Consider the following 13,452-nt stretch of genomic DNA (forward strand, 5'->3'; position numbering starts at 1 on the left):
TCAACCTGCTCTTCGAGCGCTTTACCGGCCACCTTCGACGTGACCGGGTCACTCGTTAGGGCGGACTCTGAGGGCTTCACGTTCCTGTTTACCGGACGTGGACAGCCTCCTCGCGATGTACGCGGTGGGGGAGGGGCCGGCAGGAAGCCGAAGCGCTCGCCATCGACCTTGGCCGCACGTCCACCCCGTCCGACGGCGGGTTCTGCATCTACCAGCCCGTCGACGGAGATGCCTGCCCCTTCAACCTCAACTGCCACAGCTGTGACAAGTTCGTCCTGTCCGGCGCCGACCTCGGCTACTGGCACCGCAAACGTGAGCAGTGGCGTGTCCTTGCCGATGATCCGGGGTGCGCGCCGCAACGCCAACGGGCGGGGCCGCCGGCTGCGGCCCCGCCCGTGCGTGTGGGCTGATTCAGGTGACGTCAGCGCAGGCCGAAGGCCCGGGTGATCGTCTGCGAGACGCTGTTGTCGGCGCTGTCCCGGGCGGTGACCCGGAGGCTGACGAAGTCGGCGGAGCTCGGCGCCTTCAGGGTGGTCCGCCATCGGTCACCGTGACGGGCAGGCTCCGACCGCTGCCAGGTCGCCCCGTCGTTGTACGAGATCTCGACAGAGAGCTTCCCGATGGTGCTCGTTGTGCCGGGCAGGTGCGAGGCGGTCACCGTCAGCTCGGCGCGCCGGCCGGCCCGGCCGACCCTGTCGGTGTCCACACCGTAGTCGAGCTGGATCAGCGGCAGGGACTCGACCGACGCGCTCCCGGTGGCCGCGGAGGTGAAGTTCCACTCGGTCAGCGTGTGCGTCGAGTACGGGTTGGCCCAGGCTCCCCGGTCGTTGTCGACCACCAGCCGGTAGGGAAGCCGCTCCGCTGCCAGCCCGGGGACCGGCAGGAACTCGGAGTTGCCCCAGTCAAGTTGCCGGTCACCCTGGTAGAGCGACATCCAGTTCTTGACGTCGTAGTTGCCGCGGGCTTCCCCGACGTGGCCGGCTCCGGAGTCACCCCAGCCGGGCGCTGGAATGTACATTGTGTCGAGGTAGCGCACCGGCTGGAAGCCGATCGGACCCATCCGGGGCCGCTGGATAGGCCCGAACCAGCTGACCTTGGCGCTCTTCCCGGCCGGGTAACGAAGGACGCCGACCGAGTGCTGGCCGGTCTCCCTCGGAACGATGGCGTCCTCCAGCCAGGCGGCGTCGGAGGTGACCCAGTCGGTCCGTTCTCCCTGGGCAGGAGCGGTGAGCTGGTTTCCGGCGGTCCAGCCCCGCCAGACGTCGTAACGGAACTCGTTCGCCTTGCCGGGACGGTAGTTGCGGAAGGAGACGTCCACCCGGCCCAGGTCGCGCGGCTCCACCCGCCAGGTCGGGTCCGCCGGGACGGCGCCGGACCAGTGGTGCACCACGTCGTAGACGTAGTCGGTGGTGGGCTGCGAGGTCACCTTCAGCACGACGCGGCCCTGCTGGAGCGCGTCGATCAGGTCACCGCCCTGGTCGGCGTTGAGTGTCGCCACCGTCAGCGGGGCCGGGTCCAGAGGGCTCCACGGAGTCTCGTCCCAGGGCTGCAGTCGGCCGATTCCGTCGTTGACGACGAGAAGCACCCGCGCGCCCGCCGCTGCCGCGGCCTGCGCCTGCTCCTTGATCGCGATGGTGTCGCTGCGCCGCACCACCACGGCCTTGCCGCGCACGTCGTGCCCGGCCAGCGCGCCGGCCGAACCCTCGCCGGCGAAGACACCCCTCAGCATCCGGGTGCCGGCCGGCAGCGGCTTGGCCGCACGCTTGACCAGCGGGTCGTCGTAGGTTCCCGACTGCGTGCCTACGGTCAGCGCCGGCTGCTCGAGGCGGAAGCGCGCGCCGAACTCGAACTCGCCGACGGTGACCTTCTTGCCGGTCGGCAGAGCCCAGATGCTGTCGTAGGACGCGTCAGGCAGCATGGAGGACTCGACCAGGCTGTCGGTGAAGGACCGGTGGACGTCCAGCCGCGGCGCGACCGCCGTGGTCTGCCTCGGTACGTGCGCCAGGACCTGACGCGCTTTTCGGCCGTCCAGGGTGACGGTGCGGTCCTGGTCCAACTGCACGTCGGTGAAGCTGAGCAGCGCCATCCCGAGTGAATGCGGCCCGTTGGCCCCCCGCACATCGGCGGTGAGCCATCCGCTGTAGCTGCCCACGGGCAGCCGCGCCGTACCGGTGCCGGACTCGTCAAGCTCCATCACCGTGAAGAGGTGGTCGGCGGTGAGGAGGACCCTGCCGGAGAGCGGCCTGCCCGAGCGGTCCTTCGCGTTGATGGTCAGGTTCTGCCGCTGTCCCTCCCTGGCGGCGCCGATCAGGGTCCGGGCACGGACCGCTCCGGTGCTGTCCGTGCCGATGATCATGCTGCTGATCGGCTGGTCGACCGGCAGCCGGTCCAGTTCCGCGGTCAGGGCGACCGAGGTGGTGCCGTGCGCGGGAACAGTGACCCGGTCCTCGGAGAGGGCGAACAGGCCCGCTGGGGCAGCGGCGTCGATCGCCAGGTCCAGACTGACCGGTGCGTTGCCGACATTGGTGTACGTCACCTTCTGGACGTCGGTCTCTCCCGGCTTCGGGGGCCAGGCGTGGAAACCGGAGTAGGCGCTGGCGGTCGCGAAGACCGAGGTGCGCACCGCCGCCACGGCGTCGAGCCGCCCTCCGCCCGCCTGATACGGGGTGTACACAGGCGTGGCCTTGGCACTGCTGACCAGTGCCTCCTTCAGCCGCGGGCCGGTCCAGTCGGGGTGCGTGGCAGCCAGCAGCGCGGCGGTGCCGGCGACGTGCGGTGTTGCCATCGACGTACCGCTCATCGTGGTGTAGTAACCCGAGCCGCCCCGTCGGTAGTGGGAGCGGGCCGCGAGGATGTCGATGCCGGGTGCGGTGATTTCGGGCTTCAGCCCGGCGTCGCCGTCACGCGGACCCTGGCTGGAGAACTCGGCGAGCCGGTCAGCGGAGTCGACGGCGCCGACGGTCAGCGCGGCGTCGGCGGCACCGGGGCTGTTGATGGAGCGCGGGCCGCCGTTGCCCGCCGCGATGACGAACAACGCTCCGGTCTCGCGGCTGAGTTGGTTGACCGCCTCGCTCATCGGGTCGGTGCCGTCGCCGCTGCCGCCCAGACTCATACTGATGATCTTGGCCCTCTGATCCCGGGCGGCCCATTCCATGCCCGCGATGATCCAGGACGACTCGCCCCGGCCCTCGTTGTCGAGCACTTTGCCGATGGCCAGCCGGGCGCCGGGGGCTACGCCCCGCTCCTTTCCGTCGGAGGCGCTGCCGGTGCCGGCCACTGTCGAGGCGACGTGGGTGCCATGACCGTGGTAGTCGGTGATCTCCGGCTCGTAGGGGATAAAGCTGGCGCTGTCGTCGACCTGCCCGACGAGGTCGGGGTGTTCGGGGTCGACACCGGTGTCGAGCACCGCAACCTTCACACCCTTGCCGGTGTTCCCCTCAGCCCAGACGTGCTGCGCGCCGATCTGGGCTGTCGAGTCGGCGAGGTTGGCCCTCACCTTGCCGTCGAGCCAGACCTTGGCGATGCCACCCGCGAAGGCCGGCTTCGCCGACCGGGCCGCCGCGTCGGCATTACCGGTGAGTGCGGACCAGAACGCCGGAGCCTGTTCGCGGTTCTGGGCGAGGGCAGCCCCCTGAATGCTGCCCAGTCGGCGGACGACGGTCGAGCCGGCCACCTTCGGCTGGGTCCGGGACCTGGCGGCGGCATCGGTGTAGCTCACGATAAGCGGCAGCCGGGAGGTGTGCGCGTCGTCGTAGCCGTCGTTGATCAGCCGGGTCACATTGAACAGTTGCTTGTCCAGCTTGCCGGCGCTGACGTACGGCAGGACGGCGTCGGGATAGACGTACGTCGAGCCGTCGACGACAGCCCGGTGGAAACCTGTGGCGGCTCCGTTCGCGCCTTTGAAGGACCGGACTACGGTGCCGTCAGCAGCGGTGCCGATCGTGACCTTGTCGCCGGTGATCAGGGTGACGGTGTGTGTGCTGCTGTTGCCGGGCGACCGTTGTGCGGCGCCGGCAGGCGGCACGGGACCGGCCGGGTGCGCAGATACGGCGGTGGCGGCCGGTATGACCCCGAGTGCCAGGGCGGTGACCACGCCGAGCGCGATCGGCCCGGGTCTGGGGATGGGAACCATGCGCAAGGAGACTCCTCAGACGCTTGCGAAGAGTGGAAGACGCCTGATCGTCCGGCCGCACTCAACCGTGCTCAAGAGTCCGGCGCCGTCGCGTTTGTGCCATGGCGCAGTTGCGACGCCAGGGGATGGATCCACTGGCGTGGCTGTGTCGCCCCGCCGACCGCGACAGCACGCCGCACCGGTCACCCACGGGGTGCGGTGACGTCGGAGCGCATCAGGCTGGCGCGTTGACGGCAGTGTGAGCGGAACTGGGCTCAGGCATCCCGCAGCCAGAGCACCATTGCGTCGTACAGGGGAGCGTCCGGGAACGGCACAACCTCCCCAAACTTTTGGTAGCCCAGGACTCGTACAGGCTCCGGACTTTCGGGTGATGCCGCTCCACGAGCAATGTCACCCGTTCTTCTTGGCGGCCGCGCAGTAGTTCGTCGTGGATCTGCCGCGCCGTCCCGGTACCACGGACCTTCTCCACCACCATGAGCTCTGACAGGGCGAAGGTGCGGCTGCCCGTCTCGGCGATCGCGCCTGCAGCCACGGGAGTGCGCAGTCCGTTCCACCAGCGCGTAGTGGGTTGCAGTGTGCATCCGTACGCGTAGCCGATTGGCTGGCCCTCGAGGTAGCCGACCACTGCGGCGAAGCCGGGCACCTACGTGTTCCAGCCAAGCCGCTCGTCGAACCGCTCAACACTGCGAAACTCTTCCCTAAGCTTGGCGTTTATGTAGCTTTGCTGTTTGTGATGGCTGCCGCGGAGTTCGGTTTGCCCTGTTTCCCGACGGGGTGCTCGCGTGCACGGTGCTTGTTCTTCACGCCGGTTGGCCGGCCGGGGCCTGCGGTGCTGGGTTTGGGTGCCCCGGCCGGCTGAGGCGTTTTCCCGTGGAGGCGGCGAAATCCTCGACGGACACGTGCGGGTGTGAGGCGCCCTGAGCGTGCTGGCCGCTCCCAGGGTTTGCGGAGGTCTTCTGCGAGGGGCCGGGCGAGGCGGAGTTGGGTGTGGGCGGCGATGACGAGCCAGGTCCAGCGGTCGGCGGCGGTCGGCTCGCGGAGTTTGGGAACGGTCCACCCCAATGTCTGCTTCACCATTCTGAAGGTGTGTTCAAGATCGAACCTGCGCAGGAATGCCTGCCAGAGCCGGTCCACATCCCCGGCCTCGGCACCGGTGGCGGACCACCACAGCCAGACCGGCCTGGGGCTGCGGTCGCCGCGAAGGTGGTCGACCTGAAGACGGATGAGGGTGCCTTCGATGACCGGCAGCTCTCCTTCGGGATGGTCGGCCCACGCCGAGCGCCGGACCAGTAGCGGGTGCAGACGGTCCCAGGCGGTGGCGACGGCCTTCCCGTAGCGGGTGGTGTCGGTGACCGTGGTGATGGTTGGGGCAGGCTGGGTGTCTGGATCCTCGAACTTGAACTCCGCCCCGTGCTTGGGTTTGCGCCCGCGTTTGCCCACCGGCTGAGGCGGGGGCGGGAAGTACAGGACGCGGTCCGAACGCATCCGGCCCAGCAGCTCCACGGGCAGGTCCGCGAGCAGGAAAGCCAGGCGGGTCACGTCATAGCCGGCATCGACAACGACCAGGACGGGTGGACTGCCGACCCGCCACTGGCCTGCTACGTAAAGTCGCTGGAACACTTCCCGGACCTGGAGGGCGGTGACGGCGATCTCGTCGTCCCACGGACACAGCCGGACCACGTCCAGCATGGCAGTCCACGACGTCCGGCCCGGCTCCAGCGCGGCAACGAAGGAGTAGGGCCACCCGGGGATCATCTGGGCCGAGCCCTTGCCCCGACCGTACGTGTGACAGAACAGCCGGTCCGGGCTGGTGTTCGCATCCGGCCGCAGCCAGTTGCTGACATCGACCGCCAGGACCAGCCGCCCCTCCGTCGTCCGGGGCAGCGGCAGTCCTGCCAGCGCCCTGCGCAGCCGTGCCACATCCAGCCGTCCGCGGTTCCGCCCGCCGTACAACGCACCATGCCCGCGCTGGTGCTCAGGCGCCAGGGACAGCTCGACCAACGTCTTCACCGGACCGTCCGCACACAACAAGGCGTCGGCCAGCTCGAACAACGCGTCGCTCCGCCCGGTCAGGCAGGCATAGAACTCCGTCCGGAAGCATGACAGTTCGGCAAACGCATCCCGCGGGACATCCCCGTGCAGCAGACTCATCGCTACGGCCTTCGTACTGGTCAAGTGCCTCTGTGACGGAGCACAGAATCAGGCGAAGGCCGCTCTCATGTCCGGCACTCAGCCGAAATCACCAGCAAGTTCGAGGCCATTTTCGACCGTAGGCGATAAACGCCAAGCATAGAGTCCGTAACACGATCTTGTCGAGGTGTGCTGGCCGGGCGTGACCAGTAGGACGATTCCGCCGTTCGTGAGGTGTGGGGAATCGGCCGTGGATCGTGGACGACGAACTGTGGGCGCTGATCGGGCCGTTGCTGCCGCCCTGGCGGCAGAGGGCTCCCGGCCCGAGGCCGGTGGACGACCGGCTGTGCCTGCAGGGCATCTTGTACGTGCTCTACAACGACGTCAGCTGGCAACTGCTGCCGCTGGAGCTGGGGTTCGGCTCCGGGCAGACCTGCTGGCGCCGACTGGGCCGGTGGCACGCGGCCGGCGTCTTCGAGAAGCTGCACCGCATCCTGCTCGCCGAACCGCACGCCGCCGACGCGCTGGACTGGACCCGGGCCTGCGTGGATGCCTCCCCCATCCGCGCGAAAAAGGGGGCGAGGCCACCGGTCCGTCGCCGGTCGACCGCGGGAAGACAGGCAGTAAGCACCATCTGATCTGCGACGGCAGGGGCACCCTGTTCAAGGTCATCACCACCGCGGCCGACGTCAACGACGTCACCCGGACCCTGGCCCTGGTCGACGGCATCCCGCCGGTGGCCGGCAAGCCCGGACGGCCGCGCCGCCGGCCCGAGGCCCTGCTCGGCGACAAGGGATACGACAGCAACCCCAACCGGCGCGGGCAGTGCAGGCGCCGGATCCTGCCGGTGATCTCCCGCAAAGGGGCCCCGAACATCAAGGGCCTGGGCAAGCTCCGCTACGTCGTCGGGCAGACCTTCTCGCTCCTGCACCACTTCAAGCGCCTGGCCGTCCGCTGGGAAAGACGCCTCGACCTCCACGACGCCCTCGTCTCCCTCGCCTGCGGCCTCATCTGCTGGAGACGCCTCACGAAGGCCCGCCCGTGATCGGGTTACGAGCTCATAGGAGATCAGACCAGGCTGACGTACCTGTAATGGAGGAGTGATCTTCTCTGTACGGGTAAAAATGATGCAAAGGGCCCTTCCGTACCCACACCGGTCAGAAGAGGCGAGCAATGGATCTATGGCTGATCTGGTTGATCATCGCAGGCGTGTTGGCTGTGGCGGAGATCTTCACCTTGACCGCTGCGCTCGGAATGCTGAGTGTGGCCGCGTTGGTCACGGCGGGTTCCGCCGCGGTCGGCCTGCCGCTGCCTTTCCAGTTCTTGGTCTTCACCGCCGTCGCTACAGTCACCGTGCTGTTCGTGCGCCCCATCGCGCTGCGCCACGTGTTCCAGCCTCAAGCGGCACGGTTCGGCGTGGACGCCCTGGTCGGCAGGGGCGCCTATGTCGTCTCGGAGGTGACGGGCCTGGGCGGCAGGGTACGTATCGACGGTGACGAATGGTCGGCCCGCGCCTACGACGAGACGCTGGTGATTCCTGCCGGAAAGACCGTCGACGTCATAGAGATCAGCGGCGCGACCGCGATCGTCTACCCCCGGGACTGAAACCATGGAAACCTCGGCGTTCTTGATTGCCGGCCTGATCGTCGCGCTGTTCGCGGTTTTCACCGTGGTGCGGGCGGTCCGTATCGTTCCCCAGGCCCGCGCTCGTAATGTCGAGCGACTCGGCCGTTACCACCGGACCCTGAATCCTGGCCTCAATCTCGTCATCCCGTACATCGACCGCGTTCATCCGGTGATCGACCTACGGGAACAGGTCGTCTCGTTCAAACCGCAGCCGGTCATCACCGAGGACAATCTAGTCGTCGAGATCGACACCGTCCTTTATTTCCAGGTCACCGATCCGCGAGCGGCTTTCTATGAGATCGCAAATTTCCTTCAGGCGGTCGAGCAGCTCACCGTCACCACGTTGCGCAATGTCGTGGGATCCATGGACCTGGAAAAGACGCTCACCTCACGGGACACCATCAACAGCCAGCTCCGTGGCGTGCTGGACGAAGCCACCGGGAAGTGGGGGCTGAGAGTCAATCGGGTGGAGATCAAGGCCATCGACCCCCCGCAGTCCATCAAGGACGCGATGCAGAAGCAGATGCGAGCCGAGCGGGACAAGCGGGCCGCGATCCTCGGGGCCGAGGGGCAACGCCAGTCACAGATACTCACCGCTGAAGGCGACAAGCAGGCCGCCGTCCTGCGCGCGGAGGGCAACCGCACCGCTGCTATCCTCCAGGCCGAGGGCCAGTCCCGGGCCATCGACGAGGTGTTCCAGGCCGTGCACCGCAACGACCCCGACCCCAAGCTGCTCGCCTGGCAGTACCTTCAGATGCTGCCCCAACTCGCGCAGGGTCCGGGCAGCACCTTCTGGGTGATCCCCAGTGAGGTCACCTCCGCACTCCAGGGTGTGTCCCGTGCCTTCAGCGAGGTGCTGCCCCAGTCTCCGGCCACCCGCCAGAAACCCACGGACGACATGGCTGCCCAGGCCGCCGACGACACGGCGCAGGCAGCGGAAGCCGCTGCCGCGGCCCTCGCCGACGCTGCCAAGGTCGATCGCGTCACCCCCGACCCCCTCCCATCCCAGCCCCCTCGCTGACAGCGGGTGACTTGCCGGACATCCAGCAGGGCATCGGCCGAAGCCGGGTGTGATCGCCAAGAAGTCGGGGCGTGATGCAGACCGCTCGACTATCGCGCGCCTTCCGGTCCCGGCCCTGGATGCCTCCGAACCCGAATTCACGTCGAAACGAAATCCGCGGAAGGTGACACAGCCACGTGGTCGGACCCACTGGCGTGGTGGATTTGCCTACCGCTCCGCTTGGTCTGCCTGAAAGTTGCCGCGCACGCCGACCGCCCGGTGGCCAGGCTGCGTCGTTTTCGCGTTGTGGCCGGTTTGATCACGTGATGCCGTGGTGGATCTTGTACTCGATACCCCACTGCCCGGTGGCACGGATTGTGCCGGAGGGAACCGCGGCCCTGGGCGGGCTCGTGTCCTGGTACGGGTGGAAGGGAAACCGGGCGAGGTTCGCGGGGGAATCATGCAGATCATCGAGGTGACCGGGTATGCTGTCCGATCTGCTGTGATCACCATGAGGCGGACAGGGAAGCCACTTGAATTCGTGATCTTCCCGATGCTGCATGTGGCTTCGCCGACGTTCTACTCCCAGGTCCGCATCAGGCTCAGGGAATGTGACCTCATAGTCGTGGAGGGAATCCGAGGGAATTCGGTCGGAGTGAGTGCCCTCACGCTTGCTTACCGGTTCACCCCACGGCGTCGGCGCAACGGCCTGCAGGAGCAGCGCGATGAGCTGCTGCTTCCCGAGTCCGTGCCGGTTATCAACCCGGATGTGACCGCGGCGGAGGCGATCGCGGACCTGAAGACACTGCCGCGGTGGACGTACCTGCTTCTCATGGTCGCGGCTCCCGTGATGGGTCTGGTATTCGCGCTGCGCGGTCCGCGCGCTTTCCTCGATGAGGACCTGGTAGTCGACGATCTGCCGTCGACGCTGCGGGCGGAGATGATGGCCGACGATCCTGTGGGGCATGCGATGACCGGTCGGCGCGACAAACGGTTGCTCGACGCGCTCGGCGAGATCCACGCGGAGCGCGCCGACGAGCCGATCCGGGTGGCCATCGTCTACGGAGCCGGCCACGTCCCGGCGATCGTGTCGGGTCTGATGGATCGTTACGGGTACCGGGCACGTGAAGCGGAATGGCTTACCGTCCTTGTCCCGGCGTAGATCGCCGGGCGAAACCGGTTCTGCGCGGCCCGGCAGACGGCGGCGTTACCGCTGGTTTGATCACGTGATGCCGAGGGTGGTCAGCGGCCGGGTGGTGTCGCGGGAGTGTCTGCGCAGTCCGGCGGCGATGACTTGGGCCGACTACGACGGCGCGCTGGAGCTCCGCTCTCATGCCAGGAGCTGGTTCGACCGCTTCTTCTTCTATACGTGACCGTGAGGGCCAGGCATTCGGAGAGTTCCAATACCCGACTCCACCATTACGGGTAAGCCAGGACCGGCGGCGTGACGCCGTGGACCGGGTGGTCGCCCTGCAGTTCGACCGCAACGGCACTCGCGTCTGGCGCAAGGCCCAGTCACTGCTGGACTCCGAACACGTACGGCGGGCGATCGGGGAGGTCAGCCTCTCCTACGGCGTCTGCCAGGAGCCCTCGAATGTCGCGGCCGGCGGGCAGAGCTGCCCCATCCGGTTCCGCTGCGTGGGCTGCGACCATTTCCGCACCGACGTCTCCTACCTGCCTGATCTACAGGGGTATCTGGCCGACCTGCTGCGCAGCCGGGAGCGGCTGATGTCGGCGTTCGCCGCCGACGACTGGGCGCGCAGCGAGGCCATGCCCTCCCAGGAGGAGATCCGCCGGGTGCGTCGCCTGATCGACCGGGTCAAGGGCGATCTCGGTGCCCTCACGGCCGAGGAACAGGCCCAGATCGGCGAGGCTGTCGCCGTCGTACGCCGCAGCCGGAGCGTGATGCTGGGCATGCCCCGCATCGGCCAGCCCCTGCCCGACGTGCACACCACGAGGTCCGCATGAGCAGGGCCATGGCCGACGGCCGCCGCGCCGACGGTGAACGCCGCCGCCAGCGCGTGAAAACCGCCATCAGGCAGGCCACCCGGAACGGCACGGCGATCAGCGTGAGCGGCATCGCCCGGCAGGCCGGGGTCGACCGCACCTTCCTCTACCGCCACCGCGACCTGCTCGCCCTCATCCACGCCGCCGAACGGCAACCCTCTGCCTCGGACCCCGGGGCCGGGCCCCCCGGTCAGCCTCGCCTCGCTCCAGGCCGACCTCGCCAACGCACACGCCCGCAACACCCGGCTCGTCACCCAGACCCAGCGCCTGGAGCGACGGCTGGCCGAGCTGATGGGCGAGCAGGCGTGGCGGGAGTCGGGCCTCGGTGCCCCCGCCGACCAGGAAGAGCTTCAGCGCCAGGTCTCCCGCCTGGAACAGGCGAACACCGAGCTGTTGGCGCGGCTGGAGGAGAGGGACGCGGAGCTGGAGGCTGCCCGGGCGGCCAACCGCGAGCTGACCCGGGCCCTGAACCAGAAGGGAACCGCGGACCGCTAGGGTCTGGCCGACCCGGTCGTCCAGCTCCCAGTCGAGGTAGCCCTTGGCCGCGACCGACGCGACCGCGACCGATCTTGCGCGGCCCGAGCGGCGGCAAATACTTGGCTAGCCACATGTTTGCTGTAACGTTAGTTATGTGTCTAGCCACCTAAGTGGGTGGTGATACGAGAGGAGTCGTCATGAAAGCCATCCTGTTCGACCGTTTCGGCGGCACGGAAGTGCTGCACGAGGCGGACATCGAGGTCCCGCAGCCCGGCCCCGGGCAGATCCGCGTCCGCGTCAAGGCGGCCGGGCTGAACGCGCTGGACGGCAAGATCCGCTCCGGGGCACTGGAGGCCGTGTTCCCCACGCCGTTCCCCTCCGTCCCCGGTCACGAGCTCGCCGGCGTGGTGGACGCCCTGGGTGAGGGCGTGCGGGACGTGCAGGTGGGTGACGAGGTGCTGGGCTGGTCGGACACCGGCTCGTACGCCGAGTACGCGCTGGCCACCATCGTGGCCCCCAAGCCCGCCGGCCTCGACTGGCAGCACGCGGTCGCGCTGCCGGTGGCGGGCGAGACGGCTGAGCGGGTCCTGAACCTGCTGCGTGTCACCGCCGGGGAGACCGTGCTGATGCACGGCGCGGCCGGAGCGGTCGGAACCCTGGCGGTCCAGCTCGCCACGGCCCGCGGAGCGCGTGTCATCGGCACCGCCGGCCCCGCCAACCAGGAATACCTAGCCTCGCTCGGCGCCACCGCGACCGTTTACGGCGAGGGCCTGGTCGAGCGGGTCCGGGCGCTCGCCCCCGACGGCGTGGATGCGGTGTTCGACCTGGCCGGGAAGGGAGCCCTGGAGGACTCCATCACCCTGCGGGGCGGCACCGAGCGCATCGTCACCATCGCCGACTTCCGCGCGCACCAGCTCGGTATCACCTTCGCCAACGGCCCCCAGGAACGCTCGGCCGCCCGCCTGGCCGCCCTGGCGCAGGATGCCGCGACCGGCAAGGTCGTCACCACCGTCACCGCCTACCCGCTCGCCCGGGCCGCCACAGCCCAGCAGGTCAGCGACGCCGGGCATGTCCGGGGCAAGCTCGTCCTCACCGTCGACTGATCACGCCCGCCTCTCCTTCCGCCACGCCCCCGCTTTCCCGATCACCATCTGTTCATCACCGCACCGAAGGACCATTCATGCTGCACTCCCTGTGGACGCCGACCACCGTCGGTGACATCTCCCTCCCGCACCGCCTGGTCATGGCCCCCATGACCCGTGACCGCTCCACACCTGAAGGCGTACCGACCGAGCTGAACGCCGAGTACTACGCCCAGAGGGCCTCGCACGCGCTGATCATCACCGAGGGAACCCAGCCCTCCACCGACGGCCAGGGCTACCTCCTCACCCCCGGCATCCACAATGACGAGCAGATCGCCGGGTGGCGCAAGGTCACCGACGCCGTGCACGCGGCCGACGGCCGGATCGTCATCCAGCTGATGCATACCGGTCGCATCTCCCATCCCGACAACACTGCCCACGGGCGCCAGCCGGTCGCCCCTTCGGCGATCCGGCCGAAGGGCATGATGTTCACCGCGTCCGGGCCCCAGGAGATGCCGACACCCCGTGCGCTGTCGACGCAGGAGGTCGTGGCGACCGTCGACGACTTCCGCCGCGCCGCAGCGGCTGCCGTCGCGGCAGGCGCCGACGGCGTGGAGATCCACGCCGCCAACGGCTACCTGGTGCACCAGTTCCTGTCCGACAACACCAACCAGCGCACCGACCGCTACGGCGGCTCCCTCGAGGGCCGCATTCGCTTCGCCGTCGAGGTCGCCGCTGCCGTGGCCGACGAGATCGGCGCCGACCGCACCGGCCTGCGCATCTCCCCCGGCAACCCCTACAACGACATCGCCGAGTCCGACACCGCCGAGCTGTATCCGGCGCTCCTGCGTGCCCTCAGCCCGCTCGGCCTCGCCTACCTCCACGTGATGCACGCGGGCGACGAGGAGCTGCTGGGCACCCTGCGCACGCTGTGGCCGACCACGCTGATCCTCAACCGGGCCGGCACCGACCTGCCCACCCGCGCCAAGGACATCGAC

11 protein-coding genes are annotated in these 13,452 nt (G+C 68.6%); 9 read left to right on the plus strand and 2 right to left on the minus strand.

Translation table 11 applies throughout. The features are described 5' to 3' along the window. Positions 1-421: 421 nt before the first annotated feature. Together ACTWQJ_RS31390 and ACTWQJ_RS31395 are read right to left on the minus strand one after the other, a co-directional pair. Complete coding sequence (locus ACTWQJ_RS31390) at positions 422-4,132, minus strand: S8 family serine peptidase (protein WP_443309900.1); 3,711 nt, start codon at positions 4,130-4,132, stop codon at positions 422-424. Positions 4,133-4,843: 711 nt separating this feature from the next. Then, on the minus strand, positions 4,844-6,283 hold the full coding sequence (locus tag ACTWQJ_RS31395; RefSeq protein WP_443309902.1) for an NF041680 family putative transposase: 1,440 nt from the start codon (positions 6,281-6,283) through the stop codon (positions 4,844-4,846). A gap of 215 nt (positions 6,284-6,498) precedes the next feature. On the opposite strand from ACTWQJ_RS31395, the gene ACTWQJ_RS31400 reads away from it, so the two are divergent. The 9 genes from ACTWQJ_RS31400 to ACTWQJ_RS31440 all read left to right on the plus strand — a co-directional run. Next, positions 6,499-7,307, plus strand: a protein-coding gene (locus tag ACTWQJ_RS31400) for an IS5 family transposase (protein WP_443309903.1) whose coding sequence is annotated in 2 segments (ribosomal slippage) — positions 6,499-6,816 and positions 6,819-7,307 — 807 coding nt in all. Because the reading frame shifts where the segments join, the coding sequence is not laid out codon by codon here. A 128-nt stretch (positions 7,308-7,435) separates the two neighbouring features. Next, positions 7,436-7,867: an NfeD family protein gene (locus ACTWQJ_RS31405; RefSeq protein WP_443309904.1), complete on the plus strand. Its 432-nt coding sequence runs from the start codon at positions 7,436-7,438 to the stop codon at positions 7,865-7,867. A gap of 4 nt (positions 7,868-7,871) precedes the next feature. Continuing rightward, positions 7,872-8,909 (plus strand): SPFH domain-containing protein, encoded by a 1,038-nt coding sequence (locus ACTWQJ_RS31410; protein ID WP_443309905.1) that lies wholly within the window; start codon positions 7,872-7,874, stop codon positions 8,907-8,909. A gap of 439 nt (positions 8,910-9,348) precedes the next feature. Then, positions 9,349-10,050 (plus strand): hypothetical protein, encoded by a 702-nt coding sequence (locus ACTWQJ_RS31415; protein ID WP_443309906.1) that lies wholly within the window; start codon positions 9,349-9,351, stop codon positions 10,048-10,050. A gap of 67 nt (positions 10,051-10,117) precedes the next feature. Beyond that, the gene (locus tag ACTWQJ_RS31420) at positions 10,118-10,261 is read left to right on the plus strand and encodes a hypothetical protein (protein ID WP_443309907.1); all 144 of its coding nucleotides are present in this window, start codon (positions 10,118-10,120) and stop codon (positions 10,259-10,261) included. A 79-nt stretch (positions 10,262-10,340) separates the two neighbouring features. After that, positions 10,341-10,856, plus strand: a complete 516-nt coding sequence (locus ACTWQJ_RS31425; RefSeq protein ID WP_443309908.1) for a hypothetical protein — start codon at positions 10,341-10,343, stop codon at positions 10,854-10,856. Positions 10,857-11,186: 330 nt separating this feature from the next. After that, a complete protein-coding gene (locus ACTWQJ_RS31430; RefSeq protein WP_443309909.1) occupies positions 11,187-11,390 on the plus strand; it encodes a hypothetical protein in 204 nt (67 codons plus the stop codon). Positions 11,391-11,569: 179 nt separating this feature from the next. Beyond that, a complete protein-coding gene (locus ACTWQJ_RS31435; RefSeq protein ID WP_443309910.1) occupies positions 11,570-12,475 on the plus strand; it encodes an NADP-dependent oxidoreductase in 906 nt (301 codons plus the stop codon). Positions 12,476-12,552: 77 nt separating this feature from the next. Next, on the plus strand, positions 12,553-13,452 hold a 900-nt coding region (locus ACTWQJ_RS31440), incomplete at its 3' end, for an alkene reductase (RefSeq protein ID WP_443309911.1).

Origin of the sequence: Streptomyces sp. KR55, from assembly GCF_052245645.1 — a bacterium.
In the GTDB taxonomy this organism is placed as follows: Bacteria; Actinomycetota; Actinomycetes; order Streptomycetales; family Streptomycetaceae; genus Streptomyces; species Streptomyces flavusporus.

Coding starts and splice junctions, on each gene's coding strand:
- ACTWQJ_RS31390 (WP_443309900.1), bottom strand. CDS start 4,132: ATGGTTCCCATCCCCAGACCCGGGCCGATCGCGCTCGGCGTGGTCACC.
- ACTWQJ_RS31395 (WP_443309902.1), bottom strand. CDS start 6,283: ATGAGTCTGCTGCACGGGGATGTCCCGCGGGATGCGTTTGCCGAACTG.
- ACTWQJ_RS31405 (WP_443309904.1), top strand. CDS start 7,436: ATGGATCTATGGCTGATCTGGTTGATCATCGCAGGCGTGTTGGCTGTG.
- ACTWQJ_RS31410 (WP_443309905.1), top strand. CDS start 7,872: ATGGAAACCTCGGCGTTCTTGATTGCCGGCCTGATCGTCGCGCTGTTC.
- ACTWQJ_RS31415 (WP_443309906.1), top strand. CDS start 9,349: ATGCAGATCATCGAGGTGACCGGGTATGCTGTCCGATCTGCTGTGATC.
- ACTWQJ_RS31420 (WP_443309907.1), top strand. CDS start 10,118: ATGCCGAGGGTGGTCAGCGGCCGGGTGGTGTCGCGGGAGTGTCTGCGC.
- ACTWQJ_RS31430 (WP_443309909.1), top strand. CDS start 11,187: ATGGGCGAGCAGGCGTGGCGGGAGTCGGGCCTCGGTGCCCCCGCCGAC.
- ACTWQJ_RS31435 (WP_443309910.1), top strand. CDS start 11,570: ATGAAAGCCATCCTGTTCGACCGTTTCGGCGGCACGGAAGTGCTGCAC.